This is a genomic window from Starkeya nomas, from assembly GCF_902703545.1.
Classification (GTDB): Bacteria; Pseudomonadota; Alphaproteobacteria; order Rhizobiales; family Xanthobacteraceae; genus Ancylobacter; species Ancylobacter moscoviensis.
In genome coordinates, this window is the sequence record NZ_CACSAS010000001.1 from 1,319,586 (window position 1) to 1,339,936 (window position 20,351).

The following is a 20,351-nucleotide window of genomic DNA, read 5'->3' on the forward strand; positions in this document are numbered from 1 at the left end:
ACTCAGAATTCTCGCGGCGAAGCTGCCGCACGATTGAGGAGCCCACCCGGCCGCAACACAAGGAAAGCCGCCAGGAGGGAATAGATCACCACGTCGCGATACGCGATGTCGAAGGCCGAGGACCACACGATTTCGACGCCGGCGACAAGGGCGGCGCCGAGAAAAGCGCCCGGCACCGAGCCAATGCCGCCAATAATTGCCGAAATCAAGGCTTTGAGCGTAATCGCCAGTCCATCGCCGGGCGAAATCGTACCGTAGGCGATCACCATCGCCGCGCCTGCCAGCCCGGCGCAGGCGCCGGCGAGCGCGAAAGTCGCACCGACCAGAAGCGGCACCCGCACGCCGAGCAGCACTGTCATGAGCGGGTCCTGCGCGTAGGCGCGCCAGTTGCGTCCATAGGGTGAGAAGGCGATGAGGCCGAGCAGAGTGGACACGCCCGTCAGCGCGAGCCCCGTGGCGAGGAACTGCGCCGGGGTCGTCGTAGCGACGAAACCGTCCTGTCCGGCGATGTAGATCGGCCGGTTGAGCAGGGCCGGCAGCCAGTTCTCGCGGCTGCCGGAAGTGATGCGGAAAGCCTCCGACAGCGTGATGGCGACGGCGATGGTGGCGATCAGCACCGGCTGCGGGGAGCGGGTTCGTCTCGCGATGGGTGCGAATACCGCCCGCCCGACAATCCAGCTCAGCAGCGCTGCCGCCGCCACGCCGAAGATGAGCGCAAGGGCCAGCGTTCCCGGACCGAGCCGGGCGTGGACGCCCGCCACCCCGACGGCGATGAGCATGTAGATGCCGCCCGCGACCGCGATTTCGCCAAAGGCGAGGTTGATGCGTCCGTAGAGGCCGTGGACCAGCGCAAATCCCGTAGCGATGAGCCCGTAGACGCCGGCCATCAGGACGCCGCCCAGAGCTTGCTGGAGCCAGTAGGCCTCACGCTTGCCGAGGGCGAACAGGGCAGGGCGGCTCGCTTCGGCAACATCCGAAAGGCCCCAGCGCTTGAGGATGTGGAGCTTGATGCCCCCCACTGGGCCTCGATCGGTATCGACGGCCACGAGATCGAACCGCCCGGCCCCGGTCTGCGACGCGAAGCTGCAGATCAGCCAGTGCGGACCGCTGCCCAGCGGGCCTCGCGCCCGATAGCTCAACCGGAGCCCCGTGGCGGAGCCGGCCACCGGATTGAGCGAGCTCTCGGCGATCGTGGTCTCGTCGTCGTGCAACAGCGGCGCGACCGCGCGGCAGATGCGCGCCTGATCGGCGTCGATGATGGAGCCGCAGCCCGGCAGGAGCAGCAGGCCGAGGAAAAGCGCGAGACGAGCAACGGAGCCGGTTCGGGCGATGGGAACCGGCATGGCGGGTGCCGCGAGGCGCTCAGGCCTCGCGGGCGAGCTTCTCGGCGACGCGGGGCGCGAAATAGGTCAGCACACCGTCGGCGCCGGCCCGCTTGAAGGCCATCAGGCTCTCCATCATCGCCTTTTCGCCGTCGAGCCAGCCATTGCGCGCGGCCGCTTCGATCATCGCGTATTCGCCGGACACCTGATAGGCGAAGGTCGGCAAGCCGAAACTCTCCTTCAGCCGGTAGACGATGTCGAGATAGGGCAGGCCGGGCTTCACCATCAGCATGTCCGCGCCCTCCTCGATGTCGAGCGCGGCTTCACGTAGCGCCTCGATACCGTTGGCGGGGTCCATCTGGTAGGTGCGCTTGTCGCCCTTGAGGCAGCCGGACGAGCCGACCGCGTCGCGGAACGGGCCATAGAAGGCCGATGCGTATTTGGCGCTGTAGGCGAGGATCTGCGCGTCGAGATGGCCGGTGGCATCGAGCGCCCGGCGGATGGCGCCGACCCGCCCGTCCATCATGTCGGACGGCGCGATCACATCGGCACCGGCATCGGCCTGCACCAGCGCCTGCTCGACCAGCACGGCGACCGTTTCGTCGTTGAGGATGCGCCCATCCGCGTCGAGCAGCCCGTCATGGCCGTGGCTCGTATAGGGATCGAGCGCGACGTCGGTGATGAGGCCGATCTGCGGCACGGCGGACTTGATGGCGCGCAGGGCCCGGCAGACAAGGTTGTCGCGGTTGAGCGCCTCGCGTCCGTCGACCGTCCGCAGAGTCGGATCGGTGTAGGGGAAGAGAGCGAGGGCGGGAATGCCGAGATTCGCGGCCCGCTCCGCCTCGCGCACCGCCTCGTCCACGGTGAGCCGCTCCACGCCCGGCATCGAGCCGACCGGGGTGCGCTCGCCATCGCCGTCCATCACGAAGATCGGCCAGATCAGATCCGCGACGGTGAGCGTGTTCTCCCGCATGAGTTGGCGCGCCCATTCCGACTTCCGGTTGCGCCGGGGGCGCTGCACCAGATCGAGCTTCGACGACACGTCCGGCCGGCCAGCGGGCTCGGGATAGACAGGGCGCGGACGGGCGAAGGGAATGGTCATGGACATGCTCGCAAAGGCTGGTTGGGTCGCTCGGACCTCGAAGCGGCAGTTTCGAATGCTTATAGCTTCATATGAGACGAAGCGCGACCTGTTCAGCCGGGCGATTGCGTATAAGCCCGTCAACACGTCGCAGGGCATGTTGACGCGCCCCGTTACCCCCTAGCCGGACGGCTGGCTTTTCCCGGCGTGCCGAACAGCTTAAGTGGCGATGGGGAAACCGAAGCGAGGCCGGCGACGTGACGACAGATATCGGCATCAGGTTCGAGGTGCGCGGCGCGGCCGGCATCGTCACGCTCGACCGCCCACGGGCGCTGAACGCGCTCGACCATCCCATGGCACGTGCCATGCTCGCCCAGCTTGATGCGTGGAGCGGCGACAATCGGGTTGCCCACGTGGTGCTGCGCTCGGCGCATGACCGCGCCTTCTGCGTCGGCGGCGACGTGCGGGCGATGGCGACCCTCGGCCGCGCCGGACGCAAGGAAGAAGCGCGCGACTACTGGCGGGATGAGTACAGGCTCGATTACCTCATCGCCCGCTATCCCAAGCCCTTCGTCTCGCTGGTCGACGGCTTGTGCTTCGGCGGCGGCTTCGGCATGTCCGGCCACGGGCGTTACCGCGTCGCCGGCGAGAATCTCGGCTTCGCCATGCCGGAAGTCGCCATCGGCCTGTTCCCGGATGTCGGCGGCACCTTCATGCTGCCGCGCCTTCCCGGCTGGAGCGGCACCTGGCTCGCGATGACCGGCGCGCGCATCGGCATGCCCGATGCCATGGCGCTCGGGCTTTACACCCATCACATCCCGACCGTCCGCTGGCCGGAGCTCGTCGAGGTCCTCGCGGCGGGCGAGGCGATGGACGGCACACTGTCCCGCTTCGCCGTCGCCCCGCCGCCTCCAGCCCTGCAGGCGCTCTACTCGCACATCGACCGCATCTTCGCGGGCGGCTCGGTGGAGGCGATCCTGATCGCGCTGGAGAAGGTCGGGGAGGGCGAGGGGCCGGTCGCCGAATTCGCACGCGCCCAGCGCGACACCCTTCGCCGCGCCTCGCCCACCAGCGTGCACATCGCCTTCCAGCAGATGCAGCGCGGCCCCGGCACCGACCTTGCCGGCTGCTTCAAGCTGGAGTTCCGGCTCGTCACCCATCTGCTCGACCAGCACGACTTCTATGAAGGCGTGCGCGCCCTGCTGATCGACAAGGACCAGAAGCCGGTCTGGCGCCCCTCCCGGCTGGAGGATGTCGATCCGGCCGCCATCGCCGCCATGTTCGACGCGCCGCTTCCCGACGATTTGCTGCTTGCCTGAGCGCGTTTTGGAGTATGGAAGCGGCATGAGCTCGCCCTACGACCCCATCGACGCCACGCTTGGCCCCGCCGGCGCGCAGATGCCGCCCTGGCAATGGCGCGTGCTCGTCTATCTGCGCGGGCTGGCGGGCTTCCTCATGCTGAAGACCGTCTATAGCTGGACGCTGATCTGCGGCGTATGGGATGGCGATACCAGCCGCTTCGAGATGCTCTCGCTGGCGGCGCAGTCGGCGGTCATCTGGGCGGCGATCATGAATCCCGTCGCGGCGGTCGGGCTCTGGCTCGGCGCGTCGTGGGGCGTCGTGCTCTGGCTGGTGACGGCGATGGTGCAGATCCTCATCAACGCCTCCGCGCCGGAAGGCGTCGGCCGGCTGATGTTCGTCGCCGCGCTGGAGACGGTGCTGGTCGCGGCCTATGCCTTCCTCACCTACAAGGCGACGCGAGAGAGCGAAGGCTGATCGTAACCTTTCGTTAACGCATTGCGGTGACGAAGGATTCAGCCTTTCGCTTAAACCGATCTTAGCGGCGCGATCCCACACTCCGGTTCTTGATCAGAGGGAGCCAATCCCCAGAAAGACACCGGGGTGTGATGATGCGAGCAGGTCAGGCGGCCAACGTCGTTCCGTTCACCGATGCCGAGGAAACCCGCGCGGACGACGTCCGGCGGGACGAACTGCGCCCGCTCTATCGCGAGGCCGTCACGCTGGTCGAGCGGCTGCACCGGCGCCTGCTCGACGTGGTGAAGGACGAGTTCGACCGGCGCGGCCGCGACGACGTGAACGCGGTGCAGGCGCTGTTGCTGTTCAACATCGGCGATTCCGAGCTCACGGCCGGCGAGCTGCGCACGCGCGGCTACTATCTCGGCGCCAACGTCTCCTACAATCTCAAGAAGCTGGTCGAGATGGGCTATCTCGATCACCGCCGCTCGCGCATCGATCGCCGCGCCGTGCGCATCAAGCTCACCGAGAAGGGCGAGGAAGTGCGCGCCGTGGTCGAGGGGCTGCATCTCAAGCACATCGCCACGATCGAACAGATCGGCGGCATCGGCCCGGGCGAGTTCCAGATGCTCAACAAGGCGCTGAACCGGCTGGAGCGCTTCTGGACCGACCAGATCCTGTACCGCCTCTAGCGCTGCCTCGCCTGCGGCACGACTCGGCGTTCGTCTGCGGCGCAGCAATCTGATACAGCGGCATGCAGGGCGCTCCCGCTGTCCATCAGAGCCGCGATCGTGACTCCGCTGCGTCTATTCATCCTGCTGAACCCGGCCATCGGCCTCGTCTTCGCGACGGTGTTCGTCGTGCTCTGGCTCAACCAGCGCAATCGGCCGTACATCCTCATGATGGCCGGTGCGTCGGCGTCGTATGCGCTCGCGGTCACGGCCCAGATGACGATCCCGGCCATGCCCCGGATCGGCCTCAATACGATGACGTCGGCGGTGCTCTACCAGCTCGCCCTCAGCCTGTTCGTCGATGCCATGCTGACGCGCGTCGGCGTGGTCGGAAACCGCCGCTGGCTCCTCGGCATCTCGGCGGTCATCCTGTCGCTGGTCGCCTATTTCTTCTACGTCGACGACAGCCTCTCGACCCGCATCTACGTGCAGAATCTCGGCGCGGGGGCGATGCTGTGCTTCGCCGCGCTGCGTCTTCTCGCGGCGCCGGTCTGGAAGCCCATCGACCGGGTGCTGTTCTGGGTCGTGCTGCTCACCGGGCTGCATTTCCTGCCGCGCACGGTGATGACGATGCGGGTCGACGTGCCGGCGGGCATGATCACGCCGGAGAATTTCGGCCGCTCGCTGTTCTATTCAGCGCTTGGTTTCGCGCTGGTCATCCTGGCGCTGCTGCTCTGCCTCACCTTCCTGCTGGCCGTGGCGCTGGACATTTTCGACGACCTGCGGCGGGAGCGGAACGGCGACAGCCTCACGCCCCTGCTCAACCGCCGGGGCTTCGAGGAGGAGGCCGACCGGCGCCTCGTGCGTCTGCACGGGGCACCTGCGAGCGTGATCTTCTGCGATATCGACCGCTTCAAATCGATCAATGACGGCCACGGCCACGCCGCCGGTGACGAGGTGATCCGCGCCGTCGGCCGGCTGATCGCCGAGGAACTGCGGCGCGAGGACATTGCAGGCCGCATCGGCGGCGAGGAATTCGTGATCCTGCTTCCCCAAAGCGGCCATGAGGACGCGCGCCTGCTGGCCGAGAGGCTGCGGGCGCGGATTGCGGAGCTGCACATCGGTGCCCTTGCCGGTGCGACGCTTACCGCCAGCTTCGGCGTGGCGGAGGCAGGGCCCAACGAGCCGCTGGACGAAGTGATGGAGCGCGCGGACGATATGCTCTATCGCGCCAAGCGCGGCGGGCGGAACCGCGTCGAGGGCTGAGCCGGTTCAGCCCTGCAGGAAACCTTCCAGCGTGTTGGCCACGTTGGTGCCGATGGCATCGACGGCATAGCCGCCCTCCATCACGAACAGCGTCGGCATTCCCAGCCGGGCGATCCGCGCGCCGATCCTGAGATAATCCGGGCTGTCGAGCTGGAAGGCCGAGATGGGATCGCCCTTGAAGGTGTCGACGCCCAGCGAGACGACCAGCGCGTCCGGCGCATAGGCTTCGAGGCGTGCGCAGGCCGCTTCCAGCGCCGCGCTCCACGCCGCGTAGTCGGTGCCTTTGGGAAGCGGATAATTGGCGTTGAAACCCTCGCCGGCCCCGGCGCCGGTTTCGTCCGCATAGCCCAGGAAATACGGATAGGCCTGTCGCGGATCGGAGTGGATGTTGCACACGAGCACGTCGGCGCGGTCGTAGAAGATCGACTGCGTGCCGTTGCCGTGGTGATAGTCCACGTCGAGGACGGCCACCCGCGCAGCGCCCCGGTCGCGCAGGCCCTGCGCCGCGACGGCGGCATTGTTGACGAAGCAGTAGCCGCCCATCGTCGCCTGCTGGGCGTGATGGCCGGGCGGGCGGCAGAGGGCGAAGGCCATCCGCTCGCCGGCCGAGATCAGATCGGCGCCGGTGAGCGCGAGGTCGGCGCCGGCCTGCACGGCGTCCCAGGTGCCCGGAACGATGCAGCAGCCGCCGTCGAAGGAGAAGAAGCCGAACTTGCCGTCAACGTAGTCCGGCTCGATGTCGCGCATGCCGGGCGCCCGCCAGAAGCTCGGCAGCGCCGGATTGTCGCGCCCGCTCGCGGTCCACAACTCCCAGGCCGTGGCAAGAAAACGCACATAGGCCGTGTCGTGCACCCGTCGAACCGGGTCGAGGCCGTGCGCGGTCGGCTCGACGAACAGCCCGAGCCGGCGCTCGCCGAGCGCCTTCATGATCATCGCGACTCGCTCGGGCTTCTCGAAGGCCGGCACGATCCGGCCGTGCGTGAGTTCGACATGGCCGGCATGGCCGAGATGTCGCGGCGAATGGATGATCTTCATGGTCAAAGCGTCCGGAAACGGTCGCGGGGCAGGGAGCCCAACGATAAGCAACGCCAGTGGGGAATGCCATCCGCTGGCCACCCCGTGTCGCACGGTTCGGCGCGAGCTGCCGCGTGGATGCAAGGCGCTTCTGCGGCAGGCGTGCTTTGAAACGTTCCGGGTGCTGTGCTAAGCGACCCGCCTCGATTTCGCGGCCGGCACGAGGTCGGCCGGGAGGCATCGCCACCGCCCAGGGAGGCCGGTCTATGTCGTCCGAAGCTCACGCTTCTTCCAGCAACACCATCAGCCGCTTCTTCTCGGCGTCGCTTGCCGAGACCGATCCGGAGCTCGCCGGCGCGATCACCGCCGAACTCGGTCGCCAGCGCGACGAGATCGAGCTGATCGCTTCGGAGAACATCGTCTCGCGCGCCGTTCTTGAGGCGCAGGGTTCGGTGCTGACGAACAAGTACGCCGAGGGCTATCCGGGTCGTCGCTACTACGGTGGCTGCCAGTTCGTGGACGTGGCCGAGCAGCTCGCCATCGACCGCGCCAAAAAGCTCTTCGGTGCCGGTTTCGCCAATGTGCAGCCCCATTCGGGCGCGCAGGCGAACACCGCCGTGTTCTTCGCCCTCATGCAGCCGGGCGACACCTTCCTCGGCCTCAACCTCGCCGCCGGCGGTCATCTGACCCACGGTGCGCCGGTGAGCCTGTCGGGCAAGTGGTTCAAGCCGGTGCCTTACAGCGTGCGCCGCGACGACCAGCGCATCGACTATGAAGAGGTCGCCAAGCTCGCCGACGAGCACAAGCCGAAGGTGATCGTCGCCGGCGGCTCGGCCTATCCGCGTCACATCGACTTCGCGAAGATGCGCGCCATCGCCGATTCGGTCGGTGCGTATCTGATGGTCGACATGGCGCACTTCGCCGGCCTCGTCGCGGGCGGCGCGCACCCCAATCCGGTGCCGCATGCGCATGTGACCACCACCACGACCCACAAGACCCTGCGCGGCCCGCGCGGCGGCATGATCCTGACCAATGACGAGGATCTGGCGAAGAAGTTCAACTCCGCCATCTTCCCCGGCATCCAGGGTGGCCCGCTGATGCACGTCATCGCGGCGAAGGCCGTGGCCTTCGGCGAGGCGTTGCAGCCGGAGTTCAAGGTCTACGCGAAGAACGTCGTCGAAAACGCGAAGGCGCTTGCGGAAAATCTCAAGGGCCACGGCTTCGAGATCGTCTCGGGCGGCACCGACACGCACCTGATGCTGGTCGACCTGCGGCCGAAGAAGCTGACCGGCAAGGTCTCCGAGATCGCGCTCGGCCGGGCCCACATCACCTGCAACAAGAACGGCATCCCGTTCGATCCCGAGAAGCCGATGGTGACGTCGGGCGTGCGCCTCGGCACGCCGGCGGGCACCACCCGCGGCTTCGGTGTCGCGGAATTCCAGCAGATCGGCGATATGATAGCGGAAGTTCTCGACGTGCTCTCGCAGAAGGGCACGGACGAGGATAGCCTCGTCGAGGCGGCGGTGCGCGGCAAGGTCGCCGAGCTTCTCGCCCGCTTCCCGATCTATAGCTGAGGCCCACGATGCGCTGTCCCTACTGCGGAAGCCTCGACACCCAGGTCAAGGACTCCCGTCCCACCGAGGACAGCGCCGCCATACGCCGCCGCCGCATCTGCCCGGATTGCGGCGGCCGCTTCACCACCTTCGAGCGCGTGCAGCTGCGTGAGCTGACCGTCCTCAAGCGCTCCGGTCGCCGCGTTCCCTTCGACCGCGACAAGCTCGCCCGCTCGATCGAGGTGGCGCTGCGCAAGCGCCCCGTCGATCCCGAGCGGGTCGAGCGCCTCGTCTCCGGCCTCGTCCGGCGGCTGGAAAGCATGGGCGAGAGCGAGATCACCTCCGAGATGATCGGCGAGCGGGTGATGGAAAGCCTCAAGCAGCTCGACGACATCGCCTATGTCCGCTTCGCCTCGGTCTACCGCAATTTCCGCGAGGCCAAGGATTTCGAGGCCGTTCTCGGCGAGCTCGAGACCCGGCCTTCCGATGGCCTCTCCGATGATGACGATCTGAGACCCGTCCGCCGCGCCGGCGGTGCAGGGCTCGATGATTGATGCCGCTCCCCACGCCTCCTGCCGGAACGGCATGTTCCTGCCATGACCAAGACCTCTTATGACGAAGCCCTGATGGCCGCCGCGCTGAGCGCCGGCCGTCGGGAAATGGGCCACACCTGGCCGAACCCCGCCGTTGGCGCGCTCGTCGTGCGCGAGACGCCGCAAGGCCCCGTCGTGCTCGGCCGCGGCTGGACCGCGAAGGGCGGGCGCCCGCACGCCGAGCCTCAGGCTCTGGAACAGGCCGGGGAGGGCGCGCGCGGCGCAACCCTCTACGTGACGCTGGAGCCGTGCTCCCATCACGGCGGCACGCCGCCCTGTGTCGACGCGGTGCGCGCGGCGGGGATATCCCGCGTGGTGGCGGCCATCGAGGACCCGGATTTCCGCGTCGCCGGGCGCGGCTTCTCCATCCTGCGCGAGGCGGGCATCGAGGTGGAAGTCGGCGTCGGCGCGGCCGAGGCGCGCGTCGCCCATGCCGGCCACATCCGCCGCGTCACCGAGGGGCGGCCGCACATCATGCTCAAGCTCGCCGTGTCGGCGGACGGCAAGGTCGGGCTGGCCGGCCGGCGTCCCGCGGCGATCACGGGCGAGGTGGCGCGCGGGCGGGTGCACATGATGCGCTCGCTGCATGACGCGGTGCTCACCGGCATCGGCACCGTGCTCGCCGATGATCCTCTGCTGACCTGCCGTCTGCCCGGCATGCAGGACCGCTCGCCGCTGCGCATCGTGCTCGATGCGTCGCTCCGCCTGCCTCCGACCAGCGCGCTCGCCCGCAGCCTCTCCGTCGCCCCGCTCTGGGTCGTCGCGGCGGAGGACGCGCCGGACGCGCCCGAGGCCATGCTGGTGGCGATGGGCATCGAAGTGATGCGCGTGCGCCGCCGTCCCGATGGCGAGCTCGACCTCAACGAGACGCTGAAGCTGCTGGCGCTGCGCGGTATCACCCGTGTCATGGTGGAGGCTGGCCCACGCATCGCGGCGGCCTTCCTGCGCGAGCGGCTGGTCGACGAGGCCAACGTCTTCGAGGCGCCGGTACGGCTTGGCGACGAGGCGCTCGATGCGCTGGAGGGCCTGCCGCTTTCCGCCCTCGATGACTATCTGACGGTCTGTGAAAGCGAGCGGCATGGCGAGGATCGCCTGCGCATCATGAGGCGTCGTTAATGTTCACCGGCATCGTCACCGACATCGGCACCCTGCGCGCCGTGGAGCCCCGCAACGACGTGCGGCGGCTGACCATCGCCACCCGCTACGACACCGCGACCATCGAGCTCGGCGCCTCCATCGCCTGCTCCGGCGTGTGCCTCACCGTGGTGGCGACGCAGCCCGATGCCTTCGAGGTCGAGGCCGCGCCCGAGACGCTGGCCGTGACCACGGCGAGCGGCTGGACCGAAGGCCGCCGGCTCAACCTCGAGCGCGCGCTGAAGATCGGCGACGAGCTCGGCGGGCACATCGTGCAGGGACATGTCGACGGCATCGCCCGCGTCGTCGAGCGCGAGGATCTCGGCGAAACGACCCGCTTCACCTTCGAGGCGCCGGAAGCGCTGGCTCCCTTCATCGCCGTGAAGGGCTCGGTGACGCTCGACGGCACCTCGCTTACCGTCAACGATGTCGACGGCACACGCTTCTCCTGCCTTCTCATCCCCCACACGCTCACCCATACGACATGGGGCGACGTCCGCGCGGGCGGTCTTGTCAATATCGAAGTCGACATGATGGCCCGTTATGCTGCGCGTCTTGCGGAGTTCCGTTGACGGCTGTACGTCGTCGGCCCGAGCAGAGTTCATGAGGTTCCTTCCATGGCGAGCCCCCGCCCGCCGCGTGCATCCGATGATGCCGCTGCCGCCGTGCCGCTGACCGGCGCGCGCGTCCTCATTGTCGAGGCGCGCTTCTATGACGATATCGCCGACGAGCTTCTGGCGGGCGCCCGGCAAGCGGTCGCCGCTGCCGGCGCCACGGCGGACGTGATCTCCATGCCCGGCGCGCTGGAGATTCCGACCGCCATCGCCATTGCGCTTGACGCCGCCGCCGCCGCCGGCACCCCCTATGACGCGGCCGTCGCGCTGGGCTGCGTGGTGCGGGGCGAGACCTATCATTTCGAGATCGTCGCGGGAGAATCCTCGCGCGCGCTCATGGATCTCGCGGTCGCCCGCAAGCTGCCGCTCGGCAACGGTATCCTCACCGTCGAGAACGACGAGCAGGCCTGGGCCCGCGCCCGCGTGTCGGAAGGCAACAAGGGCGGCGGCACGGTCGAGGCGGCTTTCGCCCTGCTGCGCCTCAAACGGCGCGTGGGTGAGGCATCATGACGAGCGCCAAACCCGTCAATCACAAGCCGCTGCGCAAGAGCGCGGCACGGCTCAACGCCGTCCAGGCGCTCTACCAGATGGATCTGGCTGGGACGCCGCTATCGGAAATCCTCGCCCAGTTCGAGAGCCATTGGATCGGGCAGGAGATCGAGGGCGACGAGATCGCGGCTGCCGACCTCAATCTGTTCCGCGACATCGTCGGCGGCGTGGTGCGCGAGCAGCGCGCCATCGATCCGGTGCTCGACGCGGCGCTGGTGAAGGGCTGGCCCCTCAAGCGCATCGAGGCGGTGTTGCGCGCCGTGCTGCGCGCGGGCGCCTATGAACTAACCGAACGCTCCGATATTCCCGCCCGCGTCGTCGTGGCGGAATATGTGAACGTGGCCGCCGCCTTCCTCGACCGCGAGGAAACCGGCATGGTCAACGCCGTGCTGGACGGGCTGGCGCGTGAGAAGCGGCCGGCCGAATTCACCGGCTAGGGAGGCGGGATGACGGCGGGTGGCTCCGGCGATGCGAAGGCTTCGGGTGAAGACCTGCTGATCGCCCGGCTGTTCGAGCCGATCGCGACCCACCCCGGCGCGCTCGGCCTCAAGGACGATGCCGCGCTGCTCTCCGTCCCGCCGGGCCACGAACTCGTCCTGACCAAGGACGCTCTGGTCGCCGGCGTGCACTTCTTCGCCGACGATCCGCCGGAAGCCATCGCCCGCAAGGCGATGCGGGTGAACCTGTCCGATCTCGCCGCCAAGGGCGCCGAACCCCTCGGCGTACTGCTCGCCTTCGCCATCCCTCCCGAAATGGATGCCGCCGCACTCACCGCCTTCGCGCGTGGTATCGGTGCCGACGCGTCCCTCTACGGCGCGCCGCTGCTCGGGGGCGACACCGTGCGCACGCCGGGGCCCTTCATCGTGTCCATCACGGCCTTCGGCGTTGTGCCGGCCGGGCAGATGGTGCGCCGGGCAACCGCAAAGCCCGATCAGGCCATTGTGGTGAGCGGCACCATCGGCGACGCGGCACTGGGCCTTGCCCTGCGGCTCGACCCGTCGCGGGCGGGGTTTGCCGGCCTCGGAGAAAAGGCCGCCTCCTTCCTGAAGGAGCGCTATCTCCTTCCACGGCCGCGCCTTGCGCTCGCCCGTGCTCTGCGAGGCCGGGCCAGCGGAGCGATGGATGTGTCGGACGGGCTGGTGGGCGACCTGACGAAGATGCTGGCTGCCTCCGGCGTCGCCGGCGAGATCGAGGTCGACCGGGTGCCGCTCAGTCCCGCCGCGCGCGCGGCCATCAAGGCCGAGCCAGCCCTGATCGAGACCGCGCTGACCGGCGGCGACGACTACGAGATCCTCGCGGTCATGCCGGACGAGGAACTGGACGCCTTCACCACCTTCGCGACGGCGGCCGGCATCGGCGTCTCGGTCATTGGCCGCACGCAGGCCGGGCAGGGGCTGACGGTGCGCGCCTCCAATGGAGCGGCGATGACCTTCGCGAGGGGCAGCTTCAGCCACTTCTGAGACTGCACCAAAGGCTAGGCGATTCCCCGATTGCCTGTGCCGAGGCTCCGACCTAGCCTCTTGGGGAAGGCATCGGAGCATCCGGTGCCTGACATCGGGAACCGCCAAAATGAAAATCGCCAAGATTCTGATCGCAGCCGCCGCCCTTGCCATCGGCACGGGCGCCGCGCAGGCCGAGATCAAGAAGGTGCGCATCGGCACCGAGGGTGCCTATCCGCCCTTCAATTCGGTCGACACGACCGGCAAGCTCATCGGTTTCGATATCGATATCGCCAACGCGCTGTGCGAGAAGATGAAGGTCGAATGCACCTTCGTGGCGCAGGACTGGGACGGCATCATCCCGGCGCTGCTCGCCAAGAAATACGACGCCATCGTCGCCTCCATGTCGATCACCGACGAGCGCAAGGAAAAGGTGGATTTCACCATCCCCTACTACCTGACGCCCGGAAACTTCATGGCGCCGAAGGACACCAAGATCACCGAGATCACGCCGGAGGCCCTGAAGGGCAAGGTCGTCGGCGCCCAGTCGTCCACGACCAGCGCGACCTATCTCGAGGACAAGTACAAGGGCACCGAGGCCAAGCTCTACCCGACCCAGGACGAGGCCAATGCCGACCTCGCCGCCGGCCGTCTCGACGCCGTCCTCGTCGACAAGTTCGTGGGCTATGAGTGGCTGGAGAAGACCGACGCCGGCAAGTGCTGCAAGTTCGTCGGCCCGGACCTCAAGGACGTGAACCCGCAGGGCACCGGCATCGCCGTCCGCAAGGAGGACACCGAGCTTCGCGAGATGCTCAACAAGGCGATCAAGGAGATCCAGGCGGACGGGACCTACCAGAAGATCAACGCCAAGTACTTCCCGTTCCCCATCAACTGAGGACGGAGCGGGCGGCGCGTTCCGGCGCGCCGCCCTTGCACGCCTTCCCCGTCTCCCGAAAGTCCTTTTCATGAAGACCGACACGATCGTGCTCGGTGCCGGCATCGTCGGTACCTCCATCGCCCTCAATCTCGCGATGCGCGGACGGTCGGTCGTCCTGGTCGACCGGAGAGGGCCGGGAGAGGAGACCTCCTACGGCAATGCCGGGCTGGTCGAGCGGGCCTCGATCTATCCCGTCGCCTTTCCCCGCAGGATATCCGCGCTGGCCGACGTCGCTCTCGGCCGCAATCCCGCGGCGCATTACCACTGGAACGCGCTGCCCGGCCTCGTGCCGTGGCTGTTCGCCTACTGGCGCGCTTCCGCGCCTGCGCGCATCCTCAACTATGCCCGCACCATCGAGACCCTGCTGGCCCACAGCCTCGCCGAGCATGAGCGCCTCGCCGGGGCGAGCGGAGCCGGGCATTTCTTCCGCGAAGGCGGCTGGCTCAAGCTCTACCGCACAGAGGCCGGGCTTGAGAACGAGCGCGGTGAGTTTCCGCTGGCCAGCCAATACGGCCTCAGCGCGCGCGAGATCGGCGTCGACGAGGCCCTGGCGATGGAACCGTCGCTGCGCCCGGTGTTCCGCGGCGCGGTGATCTGGTCGGACCCGCACTCGGTCTCCAGCCCCGGAGGCGTCACCCAGGCCTATGCCGCCCATTTCGCGGCATTGGGCGGGCACGTGCGCCGCGGCGACGCGCGCACCCTCGCACGTCTCGGCGCGGGCTGGTCGGTGACGACGGAGGAGGGTGGTGTCGAGGCGCCGGAGGTGGTGGTCGCGCTCGGCCCGTGGGCGATGGACGTGCTGCGCCCCTTCGGCCTGCGCCTGCCGCTGCAGGTCAAGCGCGGCTACCACATGCATTATCACGCCGCAGACGGCGCGGCGCTGTCGCGGCCGGTGCTCGATGAGGAAGGCGGCTACGTCATCACACCGATGGTCGGCGGCATTCGCCTGACGACGGGCGTGGAATTCGCCCGCCGCGACGCGACGAAGACGCCCGTGCAGCTCGATCGCACGGAGACGCTGGCGCGCCAGCTCTTCCCCCTCGCTGCACGCGCCGAACCGGAGCCGTGGATGGGTTCCCGCCCGGCCTTCCCGGACATGCTGCCCGTCATCGGGGCAGCGCCCGGCCAGAACGGCATGTGGCTCGCCATCGGCCACCAGCATCTGGGTTTCACGCTCGGGCCGATCACCGGCCGGCTGCTAGCGGAGATGATGGACGGGGAGACGCCCTGCACGGATCCCGCGCCGTTCTCGCCGCACCGCTTCGGCTGAAACGCGCTGCCCGCCACCGCCAGAAAAGCGAATGGCCGGGACGGGCCCGGCCATGACGCATCCTGCGCGAAGCGTAGGGCGATCCTACATCCCCGGCCGGAAGTTGGTGGCGTTGAAGATCTGGCCGATGAGCGAGACTTCCTGTCCGCCGGTCGGCGTGGAGCGACTGATGAAGTCGAACACCTTGCCATCCTTCAGGCCATAATCCGCGATGCGGGTGACGCGCTTGTCCTTCGGGTCGAAATAGACCGCGAGCACGCGCTGGTCGACGATCTCCGGCCGCATGAACATCACCTTCTTGGCCTTCTGCGAGATGTAATAGAACACCTCACCGTCCACGGTGGCGACGGTCGAAGGGGTGCCCAGCACCAGCAGGACCTGCTCCTGGCTCGACCCGATGGGAATTTGCTCGAGCGCCCCCTCGGTGATCACATAGCCACGCTGCTGTTCGGAGACGAAGCCGGTGGGCGAGCGCGAGAGGCCCATATTGGCCGTGGCCATCGGCATGCCGCCGGAGCAACCCGCGAGCCCGACCGCCACGACCCCTGTCGCCGCCAGCGCAGCCAAGGCGGAAAGACGGGCGCCGGGCGCCCCCTTCTGCGTCACGCGCGTCGATGCCATCCACTCAACTCCAACCATTCGCCGTCCAGACGGACCCGTCTCTTCCGACGTGATACGGCAGAAAGCACAGGGCAGGGGCCTGAGGCAACCGGGCACCCCGCCGTAGCGTCAGCAAGACCCGTGCGGGGTTGCCAGCGCCATCGGCCCGCGCTACCCCGCCAGTGCCGGTCCGCCAAGGGGCGCGGCGACGTCAGCGAGGCAGGAACCGTCCATGATTCTGCGTTTCTTCCGCCGGAATGACGGAGGCGAGACCATTCAGCGGCTCTATGGCGCGATCGTGGCGCAGGCCCGCAATCCGGCCTTCTATACCGATTATGATGTCCCGGACACCATCGAAGGCCGCTTCGAGATGATCCTCGTCCATGCCTTCCTGCTTTTTCATCGCCTGAAGGACGAGGACGGGGAACGCCGGTCCCTCAGCCAGAAGGTGTTCGACGTCTTCTGCGTCGATATGGATTCCAACCTGCGCGAGATGGGCGTCGGCGACCTCACCGTGCCGAAGAAGATGAAGCGTGTCGCCGAAGCCTTCTACGGCCGCGTCGGCGCCTACGAGGCGCCTCTCGACGCCCGTCAGGCCGATGCGCTCGGCGAAGCCGTGCTGCGCAACGTCTATGCGTCCCGTCCCGAGGCGGACCTGCAGGCGAAGGCGCTCGCGACCTATATGATCGACACCGCCGGGGCGCTGAAGGCCATTCCCTTCGAGACCTTCGCGTCCGGCGACTTTCCGGCGCCTTCCCCGGTCCGGAACCCTTCCACGGAGACTGCCCCGTCATGACGGATGCCTTGCCTCTTACCCATCCCGTTCTCGTGGCCAGCCTCCCCGAGGACGGACTGACATTGAAGATCGCGCCGGACGCGGCGACGCGCGCCGCGCTGGCGAAGGATTTCGGCATTCCCGGCATTCCGGCCGTGAAGGCCGAGGTGACGCTCCGGCCGGAGCGTGGGGGAACCGTGCACGTCACCGGCCACGTCGACGCGGTGGTGACGCAGACCTGCGTGGTGACGCTCGAGGACTTCGATTCTCCGGTGTCGGAGGAAATCGATCTGCGCTTCGCGCCGGAGGACCAGATTCCCGAGATCCGGCCGGGCGCCGAAATCGACGTCACCGAACTCGACCTTCCCGATCCGCTGGTCGACGGCACCATCGACGCCGGGGCCGTGGTGGCGGAATTCCTTGCTCTCGGCCTCGATCCTTACCCCCGCAAGCCGGGCGCAGAGTTCAAGGGGCCGGCCGAGCCGGGACCCGAGGAAACCTCCCCCTTTGCCGCTCTCGGGCGGCTGCGGGGCAAGGATGACGAGGACTCCAATTAGTCCCGCCATGACCGAGAAAATGCAGGACGCTATTGTCATGCGCGTTCATCTGGGGCATGCCGTCTGCACAAGAGCGGCACTGTCCCGCCGCCCCAACGCCGAATGAGACCGCGCCGCTAGATGTCCTCGACCGTCCGAATAGCGCTCGACGTCATGGGCGGTGATCACGGCCCCGACGTGGTTCTGCCCGGCGCCGAGATCGCGCTGACGCGACACCCGGACATCAGCTACCTGCTGTTCGGCGATGCCGGCCGGATCAACGACATCCTCAAGCAGCACCCGCGCCTCGCCGCAGCGAGCACGGTGATCCACACCGATGTCGTGGTGCGCATGGACGACAAGCCCAGCCAGGCGCTGCGGCAAGGCCGCCGTGTCTCCTCCATGTGGCGGGCCATCGACGCGGTGAGGCTGGGGGAGGCGGATTGCGCCGTCTCGGCCGGCAACACCGGCGCGCTCATGGCGATGGCCAAGGTCAATCTCAAGACCATGGCCGGCATCTCCCGCCCGGCGATCGCCTGCCTGTGGCCCACCACGCGCGGGGAAAGCGTGGTGCTGGACGTCGGCGCCTCGATCGGCGCGACCGCGCAGCACCTCGTCGACATGGCGGTGATGGGCGCGGCCATGGCCCGCATCGTCTTCGATATCGAGCGCCCGACCGTCGGCCTGCTCAATGTCGGCGTCGAGGAGATCAAGGGCGTCGAGGAAGTGAAGGAAGCGGCCGCCGCGCTGCGCGGGACCGGCCATCCAGGACTCTCCTATCACGGCTTCGTCGAGGGCGACGATATCGGGCGCGGCACGGTCGACGTCGTCGTGACCGAAGGCTTTTCCGGCAACATCGCGCTCAAGACCGCCGAGGGCACCGCCAAGCAGGTGGCGGAGTTCCTGCGGGGTGCGATCAACCGCAGCTTCATGGCGAAGATCGGCTACCTGCTGGCGCGCGGAGCCTTCCGCGCCCTGCGCGAGAAGCTCGATCCGCGTAAGTCGAACGGCGGCGTCTTCCTCGGCCTCAACGGCGTCGTCATCAAGAGCCATGGCGGCACCGACGCCGAGGGTTTCGCCTCGGCCGTCGATATCGGCTACGACATGGTTCGCTACCAGCTCCTGTCCCGCATCGAGGCGGGAATGAATGATCGTCCCCAGGTCGCCGCGACCGGCCCGGCGGAAGCCACCGTCTCCGGCGAGTTACAGGTTTCATCGTGAGTGCTATCCGTTCCGTGGTACGCGGTGTCGGCGCCTATCTGCCCGCCCGCTGCCTGACCAATGCCGACCTCGTGCAGATGGTCGACACCTCCGACGAATGGATCGTCCAGCGCACGGGCATCCGCACGCGCCATATCGCCGCCGAAGGCGAGGTGACGTCGGATCTGGCCCTGAAGGCCGCCCAGGCCGCCCTGGCAGATGCCGGGTTGGAGCCGGGCGACATCGACCTGATCGTGCTGGCCACCTCGACGCCCGACAACACCTTCCCGGCGACGGCCGTCAGCGTGCAGGCCGGCCTTGGCATCACCCATGGCGCGGCCTTCGACATCCAGGCGGTGTGCTCCGGTTTCGTCTACGCACTCGCGACCGCTGACAATTTCCTCAAGTCCGGCGCCTACCGGCGCTGCCTCGTCATCGGCGCCGAGACCTTCTCGCGAATCCTCGACTGGTCCGATCGCACCACCTGCGTCCTGTTCGGCGACGGCGCCGGTGCGCTGGTGCTGGAAGCGGTGCGGGACGGCGAGGATGGCCGCGGCGTGCTGACCACGCATCTGCGCTCCGACGGCCGCTACAAGAACAAGCTCTATGTCGACGGCGGCGTCTCCTCGACCCGCAGCGTGGGCTATCTACGCATGGAGGGCCGGGAGGTCTTCCGCCATGCCGTCGGCATGATCACCGACGTGATCGTCGATGCCTTTTCCGCGACGGGCGAGAGTGCCGAAACCATCGACTGGTTCGTGCCGCATCAGGCTAACCGGCGCATCATCGACGCGAGCGCCGTCAAGCTCGGCATCGCGCCCGAAAAGGTGGTGATCACCGTCGACAAGCACGGCAACACCTCCGCCGCGTCGATTCCCCTCGCGCTGACGACGGCGCACGCCGATGGCCGCATCAAGCGTGGCGATCTCGTGCTGCTGGAGGCGATGGGCGGCGGATTCACCTGGGGTTCGGCGCTCGTTCGCTGGTAATGCGCTCCCGGAGCGCTATGCGCCGTTGACCGGCGGCAGTGACGGCGCCTAGTTTGGCGCTTCAAGAAAAGACAGGGCCGACGGAACAGGGAAGACAGCAATGGCGGGTCGCACCATCACGCGCGCCGATTTGTGCGAGGCGGTATATCAGCGTGTCGGGCTTTCGCGCACCGAGTCGGCGGCGCTCGTCGAAACGGTTCTGTCCGAGATCGCCGATTGCGTGGCCCGGGGAGAGACGGTGAAGCTGTCCTCCTTCGGCTCCTTCGTGGTGCGCCAGAAGGGCGAGCGCGTCGGCCGCAACCCGAAGACCGGCGAGGAAGTGCCGATCGCGCCGCGCCGTGTGATGGTCTTCAAGCCGTCCAACATCCTGAAGCAGCAGATCAACGCCGCCTCGCTCGAATCGTGAGCCTGCGGCAGGAGCAGATGAGCGTGGAGAAGGGCCCGGACGCCTTCCGCACGATCAGCGAGGTCGCTGAAGATCTCGATCTGCCTCAGCACGTCCTGCGTTTCTGGGAAACCCGCTTCCCGCAGATCCGCCCGCTGAAGCGCGGCGGCGGGCGGCGCTATTATCGCCCGGACGATGTCGAGTTGCTGCGCGGCGTGCGCCACCTGCTCTACGGGGAGGGCTACACGATCCGCGGCGTCCAGCGCATCCTCAAGGAGGAAGGCCCGCGCTATGTGCAGGCCATCTGGCGCGACGCCGAGGCGGAAGCCCGCGCCGTCGCCGAACTGGACGAACGCGAGGAGCGGGCAGGGCGCCACGCCACTGTCGACGCCGGCCATCCCGGCCGCGCTCGCGAGGCCGAGCCGCCGCGTTCCGGGCCGCTCAGCGGCATCCTGAACCTTCTTCCCACGCGCCAGCGCGAGCCGGTCGAGGAGCCGTCGCCGCGTCGCGGCAAGCGCCGGCCCGAAAACGAGCCGGATCTTCTGGAACTGCCGCTGCTGCCCGACATGGCGCCGCAGAGCAAGCCGTCGCGGCAGGAACTGCAGCCCCGAGTCGAGCCCCCGCGCATGGATCCTCCGCGAGCGGAGCCGCCGCGCATGCCTCCGCCG

At 68.0% G+C, this 20,351-nt stretch carries 22 protein-coding genes and 1 pseudogene; 19 read left to right on the forward strand and 4 right to left on the reverse strand.

Annotated elements, in window-relative coordinates; all coding sequences use genetic code 11:
* Positions 1-2 precede the first annotated feature (2 nt).
* Both STARVERO_RS06385 and hemB read right to left on the reverse strand, forming a co-directional pair.
* Positions 3-1,343 (reverse strand): branched-chain amino acid ABC transporter permease, encoded by a 1,341-nt coding sequence (locus STARVERO_RS06385; RefSeq protein WP_159598277.1) that lies wholly within the window; start codon positions 1,341-1,343, stop codon positions 3-5.
* A 19-nt stretch (positions 1,344-1,362) separates the two neighbouring features.
* Positions 1,363-2,424 (reverse strand): porphobilinogen synthase, encoded by a 1,062-nt coding sequence (gene hemB, locus STARVERO_RS06390; protein WP_159598278.1) that lies wholly within the window; start codon positions 2,422-2,424, stop codon positions 1,363-1,365.
* A 236-nt stretch (positions 2,425-2,660) separates the two neighbouring features.
* On the opposite strand from hemB, the gene STARVERO_RS06395 reads away from it, so the two are divergent.
* From STARVERO_RS06395 to STARVERO_RS06410, 4 genes are all read left to right on the forward strand, one after another.
* Positions 2,661-3,722: an enoyl-CoA hydratase/isomerase family protein gene (locus tag STARVERO_RS06395; RefSeq protein ID WP_159598279.1), complete on the forward strand. Its 1,062-nt coding sequence runs from the start codon at positions 2,661-2,663 to the stop codon at positions 3,720-3,722.
* A gap of 25 nt (positions 3,723-3,747) precedes the next feature.
* Positions 3,748-4,179, forward strand: a complete 432-nt coding sequence (locus STARVERO_RS06400; RefSeq protein ID WP_144343575.1) for a DUF6163 family protein — start codon at positions 3,748-3,750, stop codon at positions 4,177-4,179.
* A gap of 134 nt (positions 4,180-4,313) precedes the next feature.
* A complete protein-coding gene (ldtR, locus tag STARVERO_RS06405; protein ID WP_244616880.1) occupies positions 4,314-4,850 on the forward strand; it encodes a transcriptional regulator LdtR in 537 nt (178 codons plus the stop codon).
* Positions 4,851-4,949: 99 nt separating this feature from the next.
* Positions 4,950-6,095, forward strand: coding sequence for a GGDEF domain-containing protein (locus STARVERO_RS06410; RefSeq protein WP_159598280.1), 1,146 nt, complete (start codon positions 4,950-4,952; stop codon positions 6,093-6,095).
* Between the two features lie 6 nt (positions 6,096-6,101).
* Here STARVERO_RS06410 and STARVERO_RS06415 read toward each other — a convergent pair whose 3' ends face one another.
* Positions 6,102-7,130, reverse strand: a complete 1,029-nt coding sequence (locus tag STARVERO_RS06415) for a histone deacetylase family protein (RefSeq protein ID WP_159598281.1) — start codon at positions 7,128-7,130, stop codon at positions 6,102-6,104.
* A gap of 245 nt (positions 7,131-7,375) precedes the next feature.
* On the opposite strand from STARVERO_RS06415, the gene glyA reads away from it, so the two are divergent.
* From glyA to STARVERO_RS06460, 9 genes are all read left to right on the forward strand, one after another.
* Positions 7,376-8,683, forward strand: coding sequence for a serine hydroxymethyltransferase (gene glyA, locus STARVERO_RS06420; protein WP_144343572.1), 1,308 nt, complete (start codon positions 7,376-7,378; stop codon positions 8,681-8,683).
* A gap of 8 nt (positions 8,684-8,691) precedes the next feature.
* Positions 8,692-9,216, forward strand: a complete 525-nt coding sequence (nrdR, locus tag STARVERO_RS06425; RefSeq protein WP_144343571.1) for a transcriptional regulator NrdR — start codon at positions 8,692-8,694, stop codon at positions 9,214-9,216.
* A gap of 42 nt (positions 9,217-9,258) precedes the next feature.
* Positions 9,259-10,371 (forward strand): bifunctional diaminohydroxyphosphoribosylaminopyrimidine deaminase/5-amino-6-(5-phosphoribosylamino)uracil reductase RibD, encoded by a 1,113-nt coding sequence (gene ribD / locus STARVERO_RS06430; RefSeq protein WP_159598282.1) that lies wholly within the window; start codon positions 9,259-9,261, stop codon positions 10,369-10,371.
* On the forward strand, positions 10,371-10,961 hold the full coding sequence (locus tag STARVERO_RS06435) for a riboflavin synthase (RefSeq protein ID WP_159598283.1): 591 nt from the start codon (positions 10,371-10,373) through the stop codon (positions 10,959-10,961). Before ribD ends, STARVERO_RS06435 begins: the two co-directional genes overlap by 1 nt.
* 45 nt (positions 10,962-11,006) lie before the next feature.
* The gene (ribH, locus tag STARVERO_RS06440) at positions 11,007-11,513 is read left to right on the forward strand and encodes a 6,7-dimethyl-8-ribityllumazine synthase (protein WP_159598284.1); all 507 of its coding nucleotides are present in this window, start codon (positions 11,007-11,009) and stop codon (positions 11,511-11,513) included.
* Entirely contained in the window at positions 11,510-11,989 is a 480-nt protein-coding gene (gene nusB / locus STARVERO_RS06445; protein ID WP_144343567.1) for a transcription antitermination factor NusB, read from the forward strand. The genes ribH and nusB overlap by 4 nt, the downstream gene beginning before the upstream one ends.
* A 9-nt stretch (positions 11,990-11,998) precedes the next feature.
* Positions 11,999-13,012 carry a thiamine-phosphate kinase gene (thiL, locus tag STARVERO_RS06450; protein WP_159598285.1) on the forward strand — a complete coding sequence of 338 codons (1,014 nt, stop codon included), beginning with the start codon at positions 11,999-12,001 and terminating at the stop codon, positions 13,010-13,012.
* A gap of 109 nt (positions 13,013-13,121) precedes the next feature.
* The gene (locus STARVERO_RS06455; RefSeq protein ID WP_144343565.1) at positions 13,122-13,886 is read left to right on the forward strand and encodes an ABC transporter substrate-binding protein; all 765 of its coding nucleotides are present in this window, start codon (positions 13,122-13,124) and stop codon (positions 13,884-13,886) included.
* A gap of 70 nt (positions 13,887-13,956) precedes the next feature.
* Positions 13,957-15,198, forward strand: a complete 1,242-nt coding sequence (locus tag STARVERO_RS06460) for an NAD(P)/FAD-dependent oxidoreductase (protein ID WP_159598286.1) — start codon at positions 13,957-13,959, stop codon at positions 15,196-15,198.
* Between the two features lie 84 nt (positions 15,199-15,282).
* Here the strand turns inward: STARVERO_RS06460 and STARVERO_RS06465 are convergent, their stop codons facing one another.
* Positions 15,283-15,819, reverse strand: coding sequence for an outer membrane protein assembly factor BamE (locus STARVERO_RS06465; protein ID WP_144343563.1), 537 nt, complete (start codon positions 15,817-15,819; stop codon positions 15,283-15,285).
* A 211-nt stretch (positions 15,820-16,030) separates the two neighbouring features.
* Here STARVERO_RS06465 and STARVERO_RS06470 point away from each other — a divergent pair, with 211 nt between their 5' ends.
* From STARVERO_RS06470 to STARVERO_RS23495, 6 genes and pseudogenes are all read left to right on the forward strand, one after another.
* Positions 16,031-16,594: a ubiquinol-cytochrome C chaperone family protein gene (locus STARVERO_RS06470; RefSeq protein ID WP_159598287.1), complete on the forward strand. Its 564-nt coding sequence runs from the start codon at positions 16,031-16,033 to the stop codon at positions 16,592-16,594.
* Positions 16,591-17,130 carry a YceD family protein gene (locus tag STARVERO_RS06475; RefSeq protein WP_159598288.1) on the forward strand — a complete coding sequence of 180 codons (540 nt, stop codon included), beginning with the start codon at positions 16,591-16,593 and terminating at the stop codon, positions 17,128-17,130. Before STARVERO_RS06470 ends, STARVERO_RS06475 begins: the two co-directional genes overlap by 4 nt.
* Before the next feature lie 120 nt (positions 17,131-17,250).
* On the forward strand, positions 17,251-18,330 hold the full coding sequence (gene plsX, locus STARVERO_RS06480) for a phosphate acyltransferase PlsX (protein WP_159598289.1): 1,080 nt from the start codon (positions 17,251-17,253) through the stop codon (positions 18,328-18,330).
* Positions 18,327-19,298: a beta-ketoacyl-ACP synthase III gene (locus STARVERO_RS06485; protein WP_159598290.1), complete on the forward strand. Its 972-nt coding sequence runs from the start codon at positions 18,327-18,329 to the stop codon at positions 19,296-19,298. The genes plsX and STARVERO_RS06485 overlap by 4 nt, the downstream gene beginning before the upstream one ends.
* A 100-nt stretch (positions 19,299-19,398) precedes the next feature.
* Positions 19,399-19,704 (forward strand): integration host factor subunit alpha, encoded by a 306-nt coding sequence (locus STARVERO_RS06490; RefSeq protein WP_144343558.1) that lies wholly within the window; start codon positions 19,399-19,401, stop codon positions 19,702-19,704.
* Between the two features lie 23 nt (positions 19,705-19,727).
* A pseudogene (locus STARVERO_RS23495) lies at positions 19,728-19,980 on the forward strand (MerR family transcriptional regulator); the annotation flags it as partial.
* Positions 19,981-20,351: the final 371 nt, after the last annotated feature.